A 13,647-nucleotide genomic window follows, 5' to 3' on the forward strand; every position below is an offset into this window, starting at 1 on the left:
CACCTCGGCGCCGCTCCTGCCGCACCGCTGGCGCAGGAGCGGCCACCCACCTGACCAACGGTGCCGGTTACAGGTTCCGCAGGCGCTGCTGGCCAAACACGATGGCCATCTTCAGCACCTTGGACCCGACGCCTGGCACCTCGATGTGAGCAATGTACAACCCGCTCGCCACCGGCAGGAAGTTCTCATTGCGCAGATCCCACTCGTGGGTCGGATTCGGGCTGTCGTGCTCGATGGTCTGGATCAGGTCACCCGCCAAGTTGAAGATGCGGATGGTGCACTTCTCCGGCAGGTTGATGAACTTGACATGCTCCTGGTGGAGCGTGCGCTCCTCAATATTGTGCGCCAAGTACGGGTTCGGGTAGACGTTAATGATGTCCAGCCGCTTCTTGGCGTCCTCCACCACATTGCGCTCCACGCCCTTGATGCTAAAGGTCCACTCGTCCTCACCGGGGGTGACAGGGGGCGGAAACCTCAGCTGCACCACGTCGCCCGTTTGCCACTTGGCGTTTTCGTTGTAGGCGAACATCCAGGTCGCGTTCCTGTCCTGGCCTGAATAGCCGCAGTTGTGGACCGAGTCGTTATAGGCCGTCCAGAAGACAAACACCGTACATTTGCCGCGCGGTGCCCAGGTGGCTACAAAGCCGGAGTCAGTACCCACAAACAAGGTGTCGGCAATCTTCTGCGCATTGTCGCAGAACGCAGAGTTCACCTGCACCCCTCGGGTCACATCCCACACCTCAAACGGCACCCGCACGGTGAATGGGTCACGGGATACACCGCGCTTGGGGTTCCTTGGGTGCCAAAGCATAAAGTTGGCAGGGTCCCCAAACCCATACAACAACGTCGAAAGCGAGCCTCCAGAGATCACCTCACCTTTCTCGTCCACTTTGCCGGTGAAGCGGATCTCGATGGTATTGCCCATGAATCGTGGGTCGGTAGTGCCCTTCTTGAACGGTCCATTGACTGCCTTATTGGTGGCCGACTTGCCCTGCTGGTAAGGGCCGGTGAGCGCCGTAAGCATGGTCGGGTCACTGGTGGGCGTCAGCACCTGGGCCAGCCAGGTCTTGCGATGCTCGGGCCGCGTAAAGTCCAGTCGCCCAGCAATGTAAAAGTCCAAGGGGGCACCGACCAAGGTCGAATGGCTAATATCCTTGTCGATGGTCTTGGTGGCTTCCACAGGCTTCACATGGTCATAGCCAACTACCACCTGACCGTTACGGTGGAGAGTCCAAGTGCAATCCGGGTTGACCGTGACGCGATAGTCGCCGGTGCTGACGCGGAGCGGGTCAACCAGTTGCACCCACCACTCCCAGGTTAGCGGGTCAGCATTGCCCTTGGAGTGCGTGACGGAGACCTCTTCAAACTCTTTGTGGCTGACTACCGTACCTGGCTGCGGTTGATACGGCGTTACCGTGAGTACATTCTTGGAGCTCTCCAAGATCTTCGGCACGCCCTTGACGCCGAAGCTGTAGGCGGTCACGCACACGTAGTAGTTGCGGCCGTTTGCCAAGCGGAACCCTTCATAGTCCCGCTCCAGCGTGTAGGTGTAGCTCAGGCCGAGGTCGCTGCCATAGGCCGCCGGCAGCTCCAGCACAAAGCCTGTGTTCGGGTCGTATTCCTCGTCCAACACCGACATCACGCCATTTTCCGCGTCGTAGGTCGCCAAGCGTTTCCACGGCCCGCCCGGCGAGGCGCCGATATAGACGTTGTACCCTTCAAACTCGTAGCCGAACTCGGTGTAGTTCTCCGCTTCCTTGCCCCAGGTCAATAGCACCTTGCGGTCCAGCGGCGTAACCCGCACCTCTGGTGCACGCGGTGGGGTAGGAACCTGGAAGCCTTTGTCATAGGCCGCCTGGGCGAACTTGTCATAGAAGCGCAGCACCTCGATGCTCGACAGGCGGTTGTTGCCTTGGCCTATGATCAAGCCGGCTACCACCACCTGCGTGTCACCCTTGGCCAAGGTGAACGGTCCAGCCGAGATGAGGATACGAATGTCCTGCGGCGGAGCTTCCATGGTAGAAAGCCAGCCGGTGCCCCGTACCGGGTCGCCAGTATTCAGGAAGGTCGTCGCCTGCCCAGTGGTGGGGTCAATCCACGCCGAACCGTCAGACTTTAGCCCGGCCAGGTAGTTGTAGAGTTCCTCCGCGCCCTCAGCGCTATAGCGTGGATCCCGGTAAATGGGGTGGGGGTTGTAGTACTTGACGAACGCAGTGGCGTCCAGTAGTTTCCTATTCGGGTAGACCGTTCCATCAGGAAGCTTCACTGTGTCGCCGGGCGACGGCACCATGGGCCCGCGGAAAAAGTCGAAGCCCAGGGCCGGCGGGCGATCACCGTAGGTGGCGTCGATCGGGCGGCCGTTGTAGACGTAGGCCATGCCTCGCTCGAGGTCATACCCGATCAAGTCGTCGTTGGCGTCCCCAAGGTCCACGTCCGACCAGACGCCGATGTACGCTTGCTGAAGATGGTCAGCGCCCTTGTTAATAATGGTGTACTGGAAGAACACGGTGTTACCCAGAGCACCGGGTCGATCGAAAGCGAACACCAGCAAGTGCAGCTCGATGCCGATGGGCAGGGTGTGGTAAGCGATGTTGTGGAGGTTTGCGTCCAGGTCGTTCATGACTGCGTAGAGCTGCTCATCGCCGTACCACTTGATAGACCCATCCGGGTTCACTGGTGCCCCTTGGTCCACCGGCCAGGCACTCCACGGATCGATATCCAGCGGCGCGTATCCGTCCGGGTAGTTCTTGTGCACCTTGTAGACGCGGTACTTGGGGTCGGACGGGTTATCGGGCGTGCCGTCTGGCAAGATCAGGCCGGGCTGATACTCTACGTTGTAATCCGCGCAGGCCGTCCGCGTGGCGCCTCCCACCTTACCGGCGATCCAGATACCCGCGTTGTAGCACGCGTACTTGCCGGTGCCCTTGGGCCATTCCAAGTCCGAGTTGCCGGTGATGGGGTGACGGGTAAAGGTGCCGTTGTTCATCACCGAAGCACGGATCTGATTGACATCAATATACTTGCAGTGGTCCTTAATCAAGGACTTGCTCAACCGGCTCGTGGGGCTCTTGGCCACCGCCGAGGTCTGACCGAGCATCAGCACTGCAAGAGCCGCTACCAAAATAGCGACCATCGTTCTCTTCATCGTGACTCCTCCTACGCGATACTCACAGCTTGTGTGCTGAGCTGTCCAAGCGCCTACCTCCACCTGTTGGCTAAGGTTGATGCGAGGGCTCGCACCCGTGTGCCTGATGCGAGCCCCACGGACATCAATAGTCAATCATCAGGCCAAACCGGAGGATGCGGGGTGTGGCAAGGTTGGTGGCGCCGGCACCGCTCAGCGCCTTCTTGGCGTAGTAAACGCCCTTGCTGCCGTAGATCTCCGCCCAGGCCTTGCCGTCTTCGGTCAGGAACCAACCGTTGTCATGCGGTTCCCCGGTCTGACGGTACACGCCGGTCACGTTCTTGCGGTTAAACAGGTTGTAGACCCAGATGTAGGGACGGATCTTGAAGCGCGAGATCTCCACCGTCTTGTCCACCTTCAGGTCTGTCCGATAGTACCACGGCATCACCGAGGAGTTCAAAGCCTCCAATGGCCGCGGGGCGTTCTGCGCAAACAGCCCCCCTGGCCCTGGCTCGATCTTGGTGTAGCGGCTGCCACTGTGCATGGTGAAGAGCAGGTTAGCACCCAAGTTGGCAAGCGGTCGCACGCCAAAGACCACCGGTCCATCGTCCTTGGTGAGCCGGAAATCGAGGTTCACGTTGCCCACATGATCCTGGTTCTGCTGCAGGGGCGTGATGATGGTCGGGAAGCGGAGGTTTTGGTCCTGCCAGGCGATGTCAAAGTGGTCGCGGCTGCTGGAGCCGGTGCCCATCGCTTTCGAATACGTATAGTCCAGAGTCGCCGCAATCCGTTTTGTGCGCCGCAGGTTCAAGGCAAAGGTCACACCCGTAGTAGTTCCAAAGTCGATGTTGCGCAGCTCGTAGAAGGCACCATACCCCAGGCCAGGCTCGGGCAGGGTCACCCGGATCTGAATATAGTCGCGGATGTCCTTGTAAAAGACCGTCGCCATCAAGCTGGCGTTTTCGCCAAGTTGCTGCTTGAGGCCCACCTCGTACTGGGTGGTCTGCTCCGGCTTCAGGTTCGGGTTGGGCATGGTGCGGGCGTTGCCGCCCTGGAGGAAGCGCCCCACCAGTCCGTGCGTGTCATAAAGATCATCCAGTCGCGGCAGTTGCACGAATTTGCCAAACTGCGCGTGGAAGACCGTGCGATCGGTCACCGGGAACGACCAACCAAGCCGCGGGCTCACCTTCCAGTACTGCCGCTCCGGCCCGAAGCTCTGGTCATCCACCAGCGTCCAGGCGTTGAGAATCAGGTTGCGGGGGTCCTTGTAGCTCAAGGTGCCAGTGGTCAAGTAGTCCACGCGCACCCCAGCGTTTAGGATGAGGTCCTTCAGCTCCACCTTGTCCTGGATGTAGAAGGCCGCGCGGATCGGGTGTTTCGGGGCGTCGTGCCCGTTCACCTTGCCGATGCGCCCCTGATCGTCGGTTGCGTCGTACCATGTGTCTTTGCTGGTCGGGTTGCCCCAGATGTCGTAGCCGTAGTGCGAGATGTTGCTCCGATAGATATCATAGTCGGTCTGCTTGTTGCTCGGATCAATCTCCCGGTCATGGAGTGCCTTGGAGATGGTGAACGCCGGGATGTCGTAGCGCCTGATGGTGTAATAGTTGTACTCGAACCCGGTCTTCAGTTCGTTCCAGTTGTTGAACTGCCATACCAGGTCCAATTTGGGGCCAAAGTTCACCTGCTCGCTCTTGCCGTACCCGGAGGTTACCAGGCCGGTTGGCTGAAGAGTTATCAGCCCATAAAGGCTGAGCGTGTAGGTGAGGCCCCAGCCTCGCAGCACTGTGTTGCCGTCCGGGCCCACGTTGTACTGCGGGTCTGCGTACTTCCAGTACTCGTCCCACAGATCGGGATCGCCATACTCGGAGAAAACCCTGAAATAGCCAAGGTTTGCGGTGTAGAACAGCCGTGGGTTGACCTGGTGGGTGACGTTCAGGTAGTACCGCTGGTTGTTGGAAATGGTCACGCCATTCTTCTTGTAGTTGACGATATTGCCCCACGTGGCACCGCCCTGGCTCCGATCCCAGTGGTAGTTGGCGCCGACCTTGACGCGCACCGGCCGCACATCCCACACCAGGTTGCTGTTCATATCCCAGGAACGGTAGCTGTAGCCCGGATACGGCCCTGGCTTCAGCTCTGCCTTGAATGGAAACGCGCGCTCATTGGCCGTGCCCTTGCCCCACACGATCACTGTATCGACTACAAAGCCCTCGTTGAACACGGCGTAGCCGCCATTGTAATTGCGCTCGCCGGCAACAAAAAAGCGAAGGTTGTCATTGGTAAAGGGGACCGGGCCACTGGCCGTCACCGTGTAGGTATTGTAGCCCCACGATTGCGTGCCCAAGGTGCGCCCATTCTTTCCCTTGAACACCTCGTCGGAAATGGCCTCAATATTAAAGTGGTACTCTTTCTGGCCCGTCTTGGTAGTAGACCACAGCACGCCGGCGTTGGCAAAGCCATACTCTGCGTTAAAGCCACCAGCCTGGAAGGTTACCTCTTCGATCGCGTTGTTGATCACCGAAGCGACGTTGGCGGCACCATCGCGCAGACGGCTGGTCATGACGCCGTCGATGTAGGTGACCGTCTCCTCGTTGCGGCTACCGCGAACGTACTGTCCATCGACCACTGCCGAGGAGAGCTGCATTGCCACGGCCACACCCCGGATGGGTATATTCTGCAGGTCCTCTGCCTGAATGGTCTTGACGGTGTTAGTGACGTGCTTCTCGATGATGGGGCGCTCGGCAACGATAGTCACCACCTGGCCTTCCAAGACCGTGGGCGAGAGCTCGAAATCGCATTCGGTAGTGAGGTCAGCAGACACGCGCTTGTTGCTAATTACCACGGTCTGGTAGCCCATCATCTGGGCGCGCACGCTGTAGGTGCCAACCGGGACGTTGAGGATAATGTAGTAGCCGTTGATATCGGTGGCTGCGCCCATCATCGTGCCTTCCAGGATGACGGCGACCCCGGGGATGGGGTCCTTGGTGTCTTTGTCGATCACCCTTCCCCTCACCTTACCCGTATTTCCCGCGTAGATTAGCATGGGGATTGTGAGGAGAACAACAGCCAGAGCGAAAGCCTTCTTGTGCATGGTCTCAGCTCCTTTTGTTTGGTGACACCCCCGGCACTTTCCCCCGGGCTACCGTGTTTCCCCTTTCTGTTGTCGAAGACGATGGTCGTCGAGGCGGGCTCCAAACAGAAAAGGGCCTAACGAGTTTCTCGTAGCCCACTGTACCAATGACAGCGATGCTCTGCGGTGACCACCTCCTTTCTCGGGTACTCACATTCAGGCGAAGTGCAATATAACGGAAAAAAGCAAATTTGTCAAGAATTTTTTTTGCGAAACGGTAACGTTTGGGCGAATTCTCCGCTATCGGCCGCGGATCATGCGCACCGTGTCATGGTACCCACCGGCGCGCATGCATGCCAAGTAGACACCGGCAGGAAGCAGCCACCCTTCCTCATCGCAGCCATCCCACCACACTGCGTAGGCCCCGGGCGCGTGAAGGCCTTTCACCAGAGCACGGACCCGCCGACCTTCAACGTCGAAAATGCCGAGCTCCACCTCCGCCGCGCTCTCCATGCGAAAGCGCAGAAGGGTGCCATGACGAAAAGGGTTTGGAGTATTGGGTAATAGCACAAATGTGGCCGGCGCCACGCTGCACCCACCCGAGGCCGGAGCATCAGAGGTCCGGCGATAGCACGCCAGGCCCAGCGTGGTAGCAACCCAAGTAGCTCCGTTTCGGTCTGTGCCCGTTTGGTAGATGAGATCGTGGGGAATTGGCGAGTTGTGGGAGTTGAACACCTGCCACGTGACCCCATCGAATACCGCCAAGCCGGCGGAGAAGGTTCCGACCCATACAATGCCGTCGGGGCTTACCGACAGAGAGTAGATGCTGTCAGAAGGTAAGCCGGAGTTGTGGCGCGTGAAGACCTGCCATTGGCGTCCGTCATACCGCACCAGACCCCCGCCGAACGTGCCAAGCCAGACGGCCCCAGCCTTGTCGTCCACGGCAGCCGCCTCTATGTAGTCATAAGGCAAAGGGCTCGTCGCGGCGGTAAACACCGACCACTGATTCCGGTCCCACAACGCCAGTCCGCGGCGCGTGCCGATCCACATGCGCTGCTGGCTGTCGAGAGCAAGACACCCGACGTCGTCCGACGGGAGAGGCGAATTCCGCGTGTTGTACACAGTCCACGACATGCCGTCAAAGACCCCCACCCCGCCATAGCGCGTGCCCACCCAAATGCGGTTCTCCTCGTCGGCGACCACCGACCATGCGTAGTTGTCAGGAAGGTCGGAATTCACCGTGTCGTAGCGGGTCCAGCCCGTGCCGTCGAATCGTAGCAGGCCGTGTACCTTGGTCCCGACCCAAAGGACCCCGCTACTGTCAAGCGCCAGGTCGTAGATGGCCTGAGCCTGCGGTCCCTGCCCACTCTGCTTTGGCTGGGGCGCAGGCGGAGTGAAGACTCGCCAGCTACCCCCGTCCAGCAAAGCGAGCCCCTTGAACCGCGTGCCGACCCAAAGTCGGCCATCGGGAGCAGCCAGCACGGAGAGCACATTCTCGTCGGGGAGGCCAGAGTTCTCCGGGGTGTACACTGACCATTGCCCTCCTTGGGCCCAGGTAAACCCAGGGACAAAAAGTGCCCACGCCGCAAGAGAGAACCACCTGTGCCTGGCAATCCTCATGGCGCTTGCCTGAGTGGACTGTTAACCATAGACCAGGTCCCGCATCCTATGCCGGCGACGATTACCCCGAAGAGACTAAGTCCCGATCCCTCGACAAGAGTCGGATTCTACGTGCCTGGGTTCATACCCCGAAGAAAGGCACGTAATCGCTGTGACGTAGGAAGCACCTCGGTGGCCCGTAGAACAAGGCGACAAGGCATTTTCGTTGGGCAACAGTACCGGTTCTCTTCTGCCCCGCGATACCGCCGGCACCAGAGGGCTGTGAATGTCGCTTTTCCGTCCTTCTCCTGCCTTCCGGTCCGCCGCGCTGCGAAACGACCTCGGCTTAGACTTTTGCCACGATTAAGTATACAAAACTCTGGCTCCATGTTCAAGTAGAAACTCAAACTGCTACGCCCTGACGACACCTGGCCTTCACACCGTGATTTTTTCGTTTGATTTTCTCCTTTCTTCTTGTAAATTCACAGCGTCGATATGTAGGCCGGGCGAGTCCCGTGGAATCACCTTATAGCTCACAGGACTTGAACGGCGAATCTGGAGGAAACGCGAAAGGGGCAGAGATGTCCTTGCGAGGGAAGCGAGTCGCCGTGTTGGTGGCTCCCAAGTTTCACGACGAGCAGGCAACCTCACCGTACGAGTACCTCAGTGCCGCCGGGGCCCATGGCGAGTACCTCGGCACATATAAGAGCAGACTCGCGGGAAAGAACGGGCGCAGAATCATAGAAGTGACCCGCACTTTTGAAGAGGCAGATCCGCTGGATTACGACGCAGTCGTGATTCCTGGTGGCGAGTCACCACAGATCCTTCGCCTGTCCAGCGCCGTGCTCCAGTTTGTGCGCCAGTTCTGGGCTACAGGGCGCCCTCTGGGCGCGGTTTGTCACGGGCCCCAAGTGCTCATTTCCGCAGGGGTACTGGCCGGACGCAGGCTCACCTGCTATCCAGGCATTCGCGATGACGTGATACTGGCGGGCGGAGTGTACGAGGACAAAGGAGTTGTCATCGATGGGCAGCTCATTACCGCGCGACGGTCTGAGGACTTGCCCGAGTTCAATAAAGCGTTGACCGAAGCACTCGCCGCTGGGCCCACCACTGTTGAGGCCGACAAGGGCGATGTACTGCAGGCTCTGGCGTTGGCTGTGGCCCGAGAAAAAGGCGCCCAAGAGTTCTACCAAGCGGCGAGTGCCAAATTCACGCAGTTGGCGCTGCGCAACAAGTTCCTGTACTTGGCCGCCGTGGAACAAGAGCACTTTGAACAGCTCTCCGCGCTGTACCGAACGGTTGCTGGCGGAGCTTCTCCTCGCAGCGACAAAGCGAGCGTGGAGGTGAGCGGCGCAAGTTTGACGGAGAAAATGACCGTGGAAGAGGTCATCGCCCTGGCAATGAACGCTGAACGGGCGGCGCACGAGTTCTATCTGGCGGCGGCGGGGCGCGCGCGCTCCGCAAAGGCGCGCGAGATGTTCCACTTTCTTGCCGAGCAGGAGCTGGAGCACTATCGTCTCCTGTCTGTAGATATGGCCGCACAGCAGGGAGGCAAGGGCCACTTTCAGTGGGCTACCTTCTGGGATATCCCGCCAGGGATGGAAGACCTGTGGTAGTCCGCATCTTGCTCGTTCACCCCAACAACGGAAGACCAAACTCATGCGTAGAGTCTTGAATACTGCCCTTCTTCTGCTGGCGCTCCTGGTCCTCGTCCCTGGATGCGCTCGCCCTCTGGTCCGGCCCTATTACCCAGAGATGTCGGTGGAGGAGTTGGATCGGGAGATCAGACGCGTAGCCGCATCCGGATGGTCAAACCAGGAGAAGATCGTCTACTACTCAGAGCGCTTCCTTGGCGCTCCGTACGACTTGTACTGCGAAGGAGATGGCCCTTACGCCCGCTACGATACGCGCCCGCTGCTCAATCTTAAGAAGCTCAACTGCATGACCTATTGCGAGATAGTGCTGGCCCTGGCCCTGGCCGATTACTACGAGGACTTTTTCAATATCCTTCAGCACATTCGCTACCGCCACGGCATCATCGGCATGGCCACTCGCAATCACTACACCATGGCCGACTGGCTACCCGCTAACAGCTGGTGCCTGGAGGATGTGACGCAACGTATCGGCGGCGTAGACGCCCTACCCCTGACCAGGACCATCAGCCACCTGCGCTTCTTCGGGGGGAAAGGCTTTACCGACCTGCCGGTCGTTCTGCCCGACCGACAAGTCACTATCACGTACATCCCCCTTGACCGGCTTGCCGCCCACCAGGATAGTCTGCGCAGCGGCGACATTGTGGCGCTCATCCAAGACCGGCCGGACATTTTCTCTGCGCATATGCTCCTCGTCATCCGCGACCAGCGCGGCCTCTTTTTCCGTCACGCCAGCATGAGCGCCGGACGGGTGGTGGATGTCCCCTTTGCGGACTATGTTGCCGGACTGATGAAGAATCCGCGCTACATGGGGATGAGCTTCATGCGCGTGCGGGAGCAGATCGCTTGGCAGGACGAACCCTGCACCCACGGCAAGTTTCTTTTGCCCAAGGAGTGACCCCACCCGACACAGCAATTGAGCCGGCTTTTCACCACCCGCCTATGCTCACAGCCAAGGCACAGTAAGCTAAGGCGGTGACGAGTCGCCGAGCTACTTGGTGAGCATCTCGTCCACCCGCGCGAAGCTATAGCCGCGCCGCTGCACTTGCTCTATCAGTGACCCCAGGTGCAGGTAGACTTTATCGTGGCGTTGGGCTCCGAGATGGAGCAGCAGAAAGAAGCCGTTCAGCCCGTGTGGGTCGCGCTCCTCGTAGGCGAGAATATCCCGAAGGATCACATCCCCTGGCACAAATCCCGCCTGCCCCTCCGGGATCCAATCACGGTTTGACCCACTTCCAGGAGTAAAATTGAAGAGCACCACCCCCATCTGATTTGCCCAACGGACCTGGTCTTCGTTGTACCACTCATAGGGAGGAATGAAGAAAATCGGCCGGCCATCTTGAAGGGCACCGATCTCTTGGAGCTCCTTGATGTTGCGCGACAAGTCCTCCCGGAAAAATTCCTCGTTGACAAGCGTCCTTGAACGGTCTTCCCACGCGCAGTAGAGAGGATGGCTGTGGGAGTGCGGGCCAACGTAGTGCCCTTCCTTGCGCATGCGCTTCACTAGGGCGCGCCGCTCGGGCGAAGCCATGAATGAGCCGGTCACAAAGAATGAGGCCTTGATGTTGAACTGCCGCAATGTGGCGAGAATGTGTTCCGTTCCTTCCCCATAGTCCCCGCCGGTGAAGACCAGCGCCAGCACGGGCCGCGAGGTATCACCGCGGATGATCCCGCCGTGGACGTGCTCCCACCTCGCATCATTCTGAATGCGGAGAGCACGTTCGGCTTGGTCCTGACAGCCCAAAACAGCCATGAGGCCGCAAAGGAAAAAGGCGGGCACGCACCAGTTTCGCCTGCTGCACACCCGCCTGCTTTTGTTCGCCTCAGGAGAGGAGCGCCTCATTAGGCCTTGGTTGCTCCCTGTGCCTTCTGGTTGAGCGCCTTGCGCCGCCGCACCGCCTCAAGCCGCATAAAGTCCTTGGCCTCGTCGTTCCGGTCGATGGTCACTTGATCGATGGCGTGGTCGGTGCCTCCTGCATGGCGCACCACCTCGTAGATAGGCTCCCACACTCGACCGATGCGATACCGCTCTGAGATGCGCAGCACCAGGTCATAGTCCTCGCCATAGTTGCGCGCCGATGGCGAGTCGTTGGTGCCAAACCCGCCCAGTTCCTTGATCACCTTGATGTGCGCGGCACGTGGCGCCCCCGCGCCGTTGATGCGCAAGAGGTTGTTGCGTCCATTGCGCTCAGTCCACTCATCGTGCGTCACCACCGGGATCGACTCCATGCGCGACAGCGCGCCGGTGTGCTCGTCCTTCTGCCATACCTCGTAAGAGCCGATGACCATGCCGATGCGCCGGTCCGAGTTGAACACCGCAAGGAGCTTTTCCACGGCGTCGGGCTTCAGTCGATCGTCCGAGTCAAGCTGCACGTAGTACTTGCCACGCGCCACCTGCAACCCGCGGTTTAGGCAGTAGCCGATGTTGTTAATATCTTCGACCAAGAGGGTCACCTTGGGCTTGTGCGGATCGTACTTGGCGCCTCCGGGCAGGTAGGGACGCACGCCTTCGATCGTGGGGTCATCCTTGCCGCCGTTGACAACGACAATCACTTCTACGTTCTGCACAGTCTGCGCCTGCACACTTTCAATGGCTGTGCCGATGAACTCCTTGCGGTTGAACACCGGAATGACCACGCTGGCAATGCAATCGCTGAATTGTTTCTCTTCAGCGCGGGTGTAGGTCACCTCCTGGTAGTGTGCGCCGGGGGACAAATAGGCACCAATTCTTTTCAAGTGCTCGGTGAGCGCGTGCTCCATTTCCAGCTGCACCTCTTTGCTCGCCAGCAGATAGTCGAACACGTTGTGCTTCACTGCAGGGGCCTTCACCACGTAGGCATGGCCATTGCGCGCAGCCGCCACGTGGACCAGGCGGTAGCGGGTGGCGACCCTCAGGCGCAGGTCATACAAGTCGGCGGCGGCATACTTCTCGTTCAGCCCGCCGAGTTTCCTCAAAACCGCCCGCGGCAACAACCAGACCGGGCCGTAGTCCTGATTGTCCCGCAATCGGCCTTCATGGTGGCCCAGCAGGTGCACGTCCCGCTCAGTGCCGTCGGCAGCCACCAGGCGGTAATCGGCGTACACCATGCCCGCGTCTCGGTGCCTGGCTGCCGCCATGAGCAAAAGCTCCAACGTGCTGGCGCGGAAGGCGACTTGTGCGCGCACATTGTCCACCAGCAGCACCGCCTCACCGGTAGCGCGCCCCAACGCCGCATTGATGGCCTGCGCCCGATTCTTAAAAACACCAGGCACGTGCACGATCCGCGCATCCTCCACCAGAGGTGGTCGCGCGGCATTCGCCCCCCGACTGTCTACCAGAATCAGCTCCCAGTGCGGGTAGTTCTGGTTCACTAGGGACAACACACTCTCATTCAGTTCCGCGTCACTATAGCTGAGCCCCTCCTGGTACTGCATGACAACGCTAATCTTCTTCATCCCTGCACTCCTCTCCCACCGACGTGTGTTTTGTTCCTCACCGAAGCAGTTTGCTCGCCTTCTTGTTGTTCGAAGTAGATAAGATCATCAACGCTTTTTGCCCTGCGCCGGACCCGTAGATAAACTCCACGCTGATGTTCTCTCTGGCCAATTTACTCGCCATATCGGCCAAAGTTCCAGGAGTGTTGTCCAGTTCCACGGCCAGGACCTCGCTTTCGCCGAACACATAACCGGTATTCTGCAGTGCGGTTTTGGCCTTGGCCACGTCGTCCACCACCAATCGCACCACGCCCCAGTCGCGCTCGTCGACCAAGAGCGTACCCAGCACATTGACCCCCGCGCGTCCCAATTCGGTGCAGAGCTCTTGGAGGGTTCCCACTTTGTTCTGCACAAACACAGAGAGCTGCTTGACCATTTCTGCCATAGAGTCACCTCTGGGAATGATTCAAAGCCATGCCGGCTTCACTCACCGGCCCTTGTTCGCCAGATCCGCCGCGCCACAGCCGGACGCACCATGACCTTGCTCACGGGAAAGCTGGCCGGCTGACTTGCCCACTGATGGGCGTAGAGATAGCGGTCAAAAAAGTTCCAGGTGACCAGCCCATCCTCGCTTTCCGGTTCCAACAGGTATCCGATCAGGGGTGCCAGCGGTTGTGCCACGTCGACAAAAAAGTCCCCTGGGACAAAAACCTTCTGCTCGCCCTGCCACGAACCGCTGAGCTTCACCGGGTAGTGCCCCTGAAAAGGACGCGACGCAGCCTCAATCT

At 59.5% G+C, this 13,647-nt stretch carries 9 protein-coding genes; 2 read left to right on the top strand and 7 right to left on the bottom strand.

The features are described 5' to 3' along the window. Positions 1–67: 67 nt before the first annotated feature. From ONB25_11270 to ONB25_11280, 3 genes are all read right to left on the bottom strand, one after another. Positions 68–3,145, bottom strand: a complete 3,078-nt coding sequence (locus ONB25_11270; protein ID MDZ7393463.1) for a T9SS type A sorting domain-containing protein — start codon at positions 3,143–3,145, stop codon at positions 68–70. A 124-nt stretch (positions 3,146–3,269) separates the two neighbouring features. Further along, on the bottom strand, positions 3,270–6,215 hold the full coding sequence (locus ONB25_11275; protein MDZ7393464.1) for a TonB-dependent receptor: 2,946 nt from the start codon (positions 6,213–6,215) through the stop codon (positions 3,270–3,272). A 279-nt stretch (positions 6,216–6,494) separates the two neighbouring features. Then, positions 6,495–7,724 carry a hypothetical protein gene (locus ONB25_11280; GenBank protein ID MDZ7393465.1) on the bottom strand — a complete coding sequence of 410 codons (1,230 nt, stop codon included), beginning with the start codon at positions 7,722–7,724 and terminating at the stop codon, positions 6,495–6,497. 656 nt (positions 7,725–8,380) lie between these two features. Here ONB25_11280 and ONB25_11285 point away from each other — a divergent pair. Both ONB25_11285 and ONB25_11290 read left to right on the top strand, forming a co-directional pair. Beyond that, the gene (locus ONB25_11285) at positions 8,381–9,409 is read left to right on the top strand and encodes a DJ-1/PfpI/YhbO family deglycase/protease (protein ID MDZ7393466.1); all 1,029 of its coding nucleotides are present in this window, start codon (positions 8,381–8,383) and stop codon (positions 9,407–9,409) included. Positions 9,410–9,452: 43 nt separating this feature from the next. Beyond that, positions 9,453–10,343, top strand: coding sequence for a DUF1460 domain-containing protein (locus tag ONB25_11290; protein ID MDZ7393467.1), 891 nt, complete (start codon positions 9,453–9,455; stop codon positions 10,341–10,343). A gap of 93 nt (positions 10,344–10,436) precedes the next feature. Here the strand turns inward: ONB25_11290 and ONB25_11295 are convergent, their stop codons facing one another. The 4 genes from ONB25_11295 to ONB25_11310 all read right to left on the bottom strand — a co-directional run. Beyond that, positions 10,437–11,198, bottom strand: coding sequence for a polysaccharide deacetylase family protein (locus ONB25_11295; GenBank protein MDZ7393468.1), 762 nt, complete (start codon positions 11,196–11,198; stop codon positions 10,437–10,439). 89 nt (positions 11,199–11,287) lie between these two features. After that, positions 11,288–12,880: a glycosyltransferase gene (locus ONB25_11300; GenBank protein ID MDZ7393469.1), complete on the bottom strand. Its 1,593-nt coding sequence runs from the start codon at positions 12,878–12,880 to the stop codon at positions 11,288–11,290. 37 nt (positions 12,881–12,917) lie between these two features. After that, on the bottom strand, positions 12,918–13,304 hold the full coding sequence (locus ONB25_11305) for an amino acid-binding protein (GenBank protein MDZ7393470.1): 387 nt from the start codon (positions 13,302–13,304) through the stop codon (positions 12,918–12,920). A gap of 38 nt (positions 13,305–13,342) precedes the next feature. Next, a partial coding sequence (locus ONB25_11310; protein MDZ7393471.1) for a hypothetical protein occupies positions 13,343–13,647 on the bottom strand: 305 nt, incomplete at its 5' end.

It is taken from the genome of candidate division KSB1 bacterium, assembly GCA_034506335.1.
GTDB lineage: Bacteria > Zhuqueibacterota > Zhuqueibacteria > JANLFK01 > Oleimicrobiaceae > Oleimicrobium.

Excerpts from the sequence above, each read along its gene's own strand:
- ONB25_11270 (MDZ7393463.1), bottom strand. The coding sequence starts at position 3,145 with ATGAAGAGAACGATGGTCGCTATTTTGGTAGCGGCTCTTGCAGTGCTG.
- ONB25_11275 (MDZ7393464.1), bottom strand. The coding sequence starts at position 6,215 with ATGCACAAGAAGGCTTTCGCTCTGGCTGTTGTTCTCCTCACAATCCCC.
- ONB25_11290 (MDZ7393467.1), top strand. The coding sequence starts at position 9,453 with ATGCGTAGAGTCTTGAATACTGCCCTTCTTCTGCTGGCGCTCCTGGTC.
- ONB25_11295 (MDZ7393468.1), bottom strand. The coding sequence starts at position 11,198 with ATGGCTGTTTTGGGCTGTCAGGACCAAGCCGAACGTGCTCTCCGCATT.
- ONB25_11300 (MDZ7393469.1), bottom strand. The coding sequence starts at position 12,880 with ATGAAGAAGATTAGCGTTGTCATGCAGTACCAGGAGGGGCTCAGCTAT.
- ONB25_11305 (MDZ7393470.1), bottom strand. The coding sequence starts at position 13,304 with ATGGCAGAAATGGTCAAGCAGCTCTCTGTGTTTGTGCAGAACAAAGTG.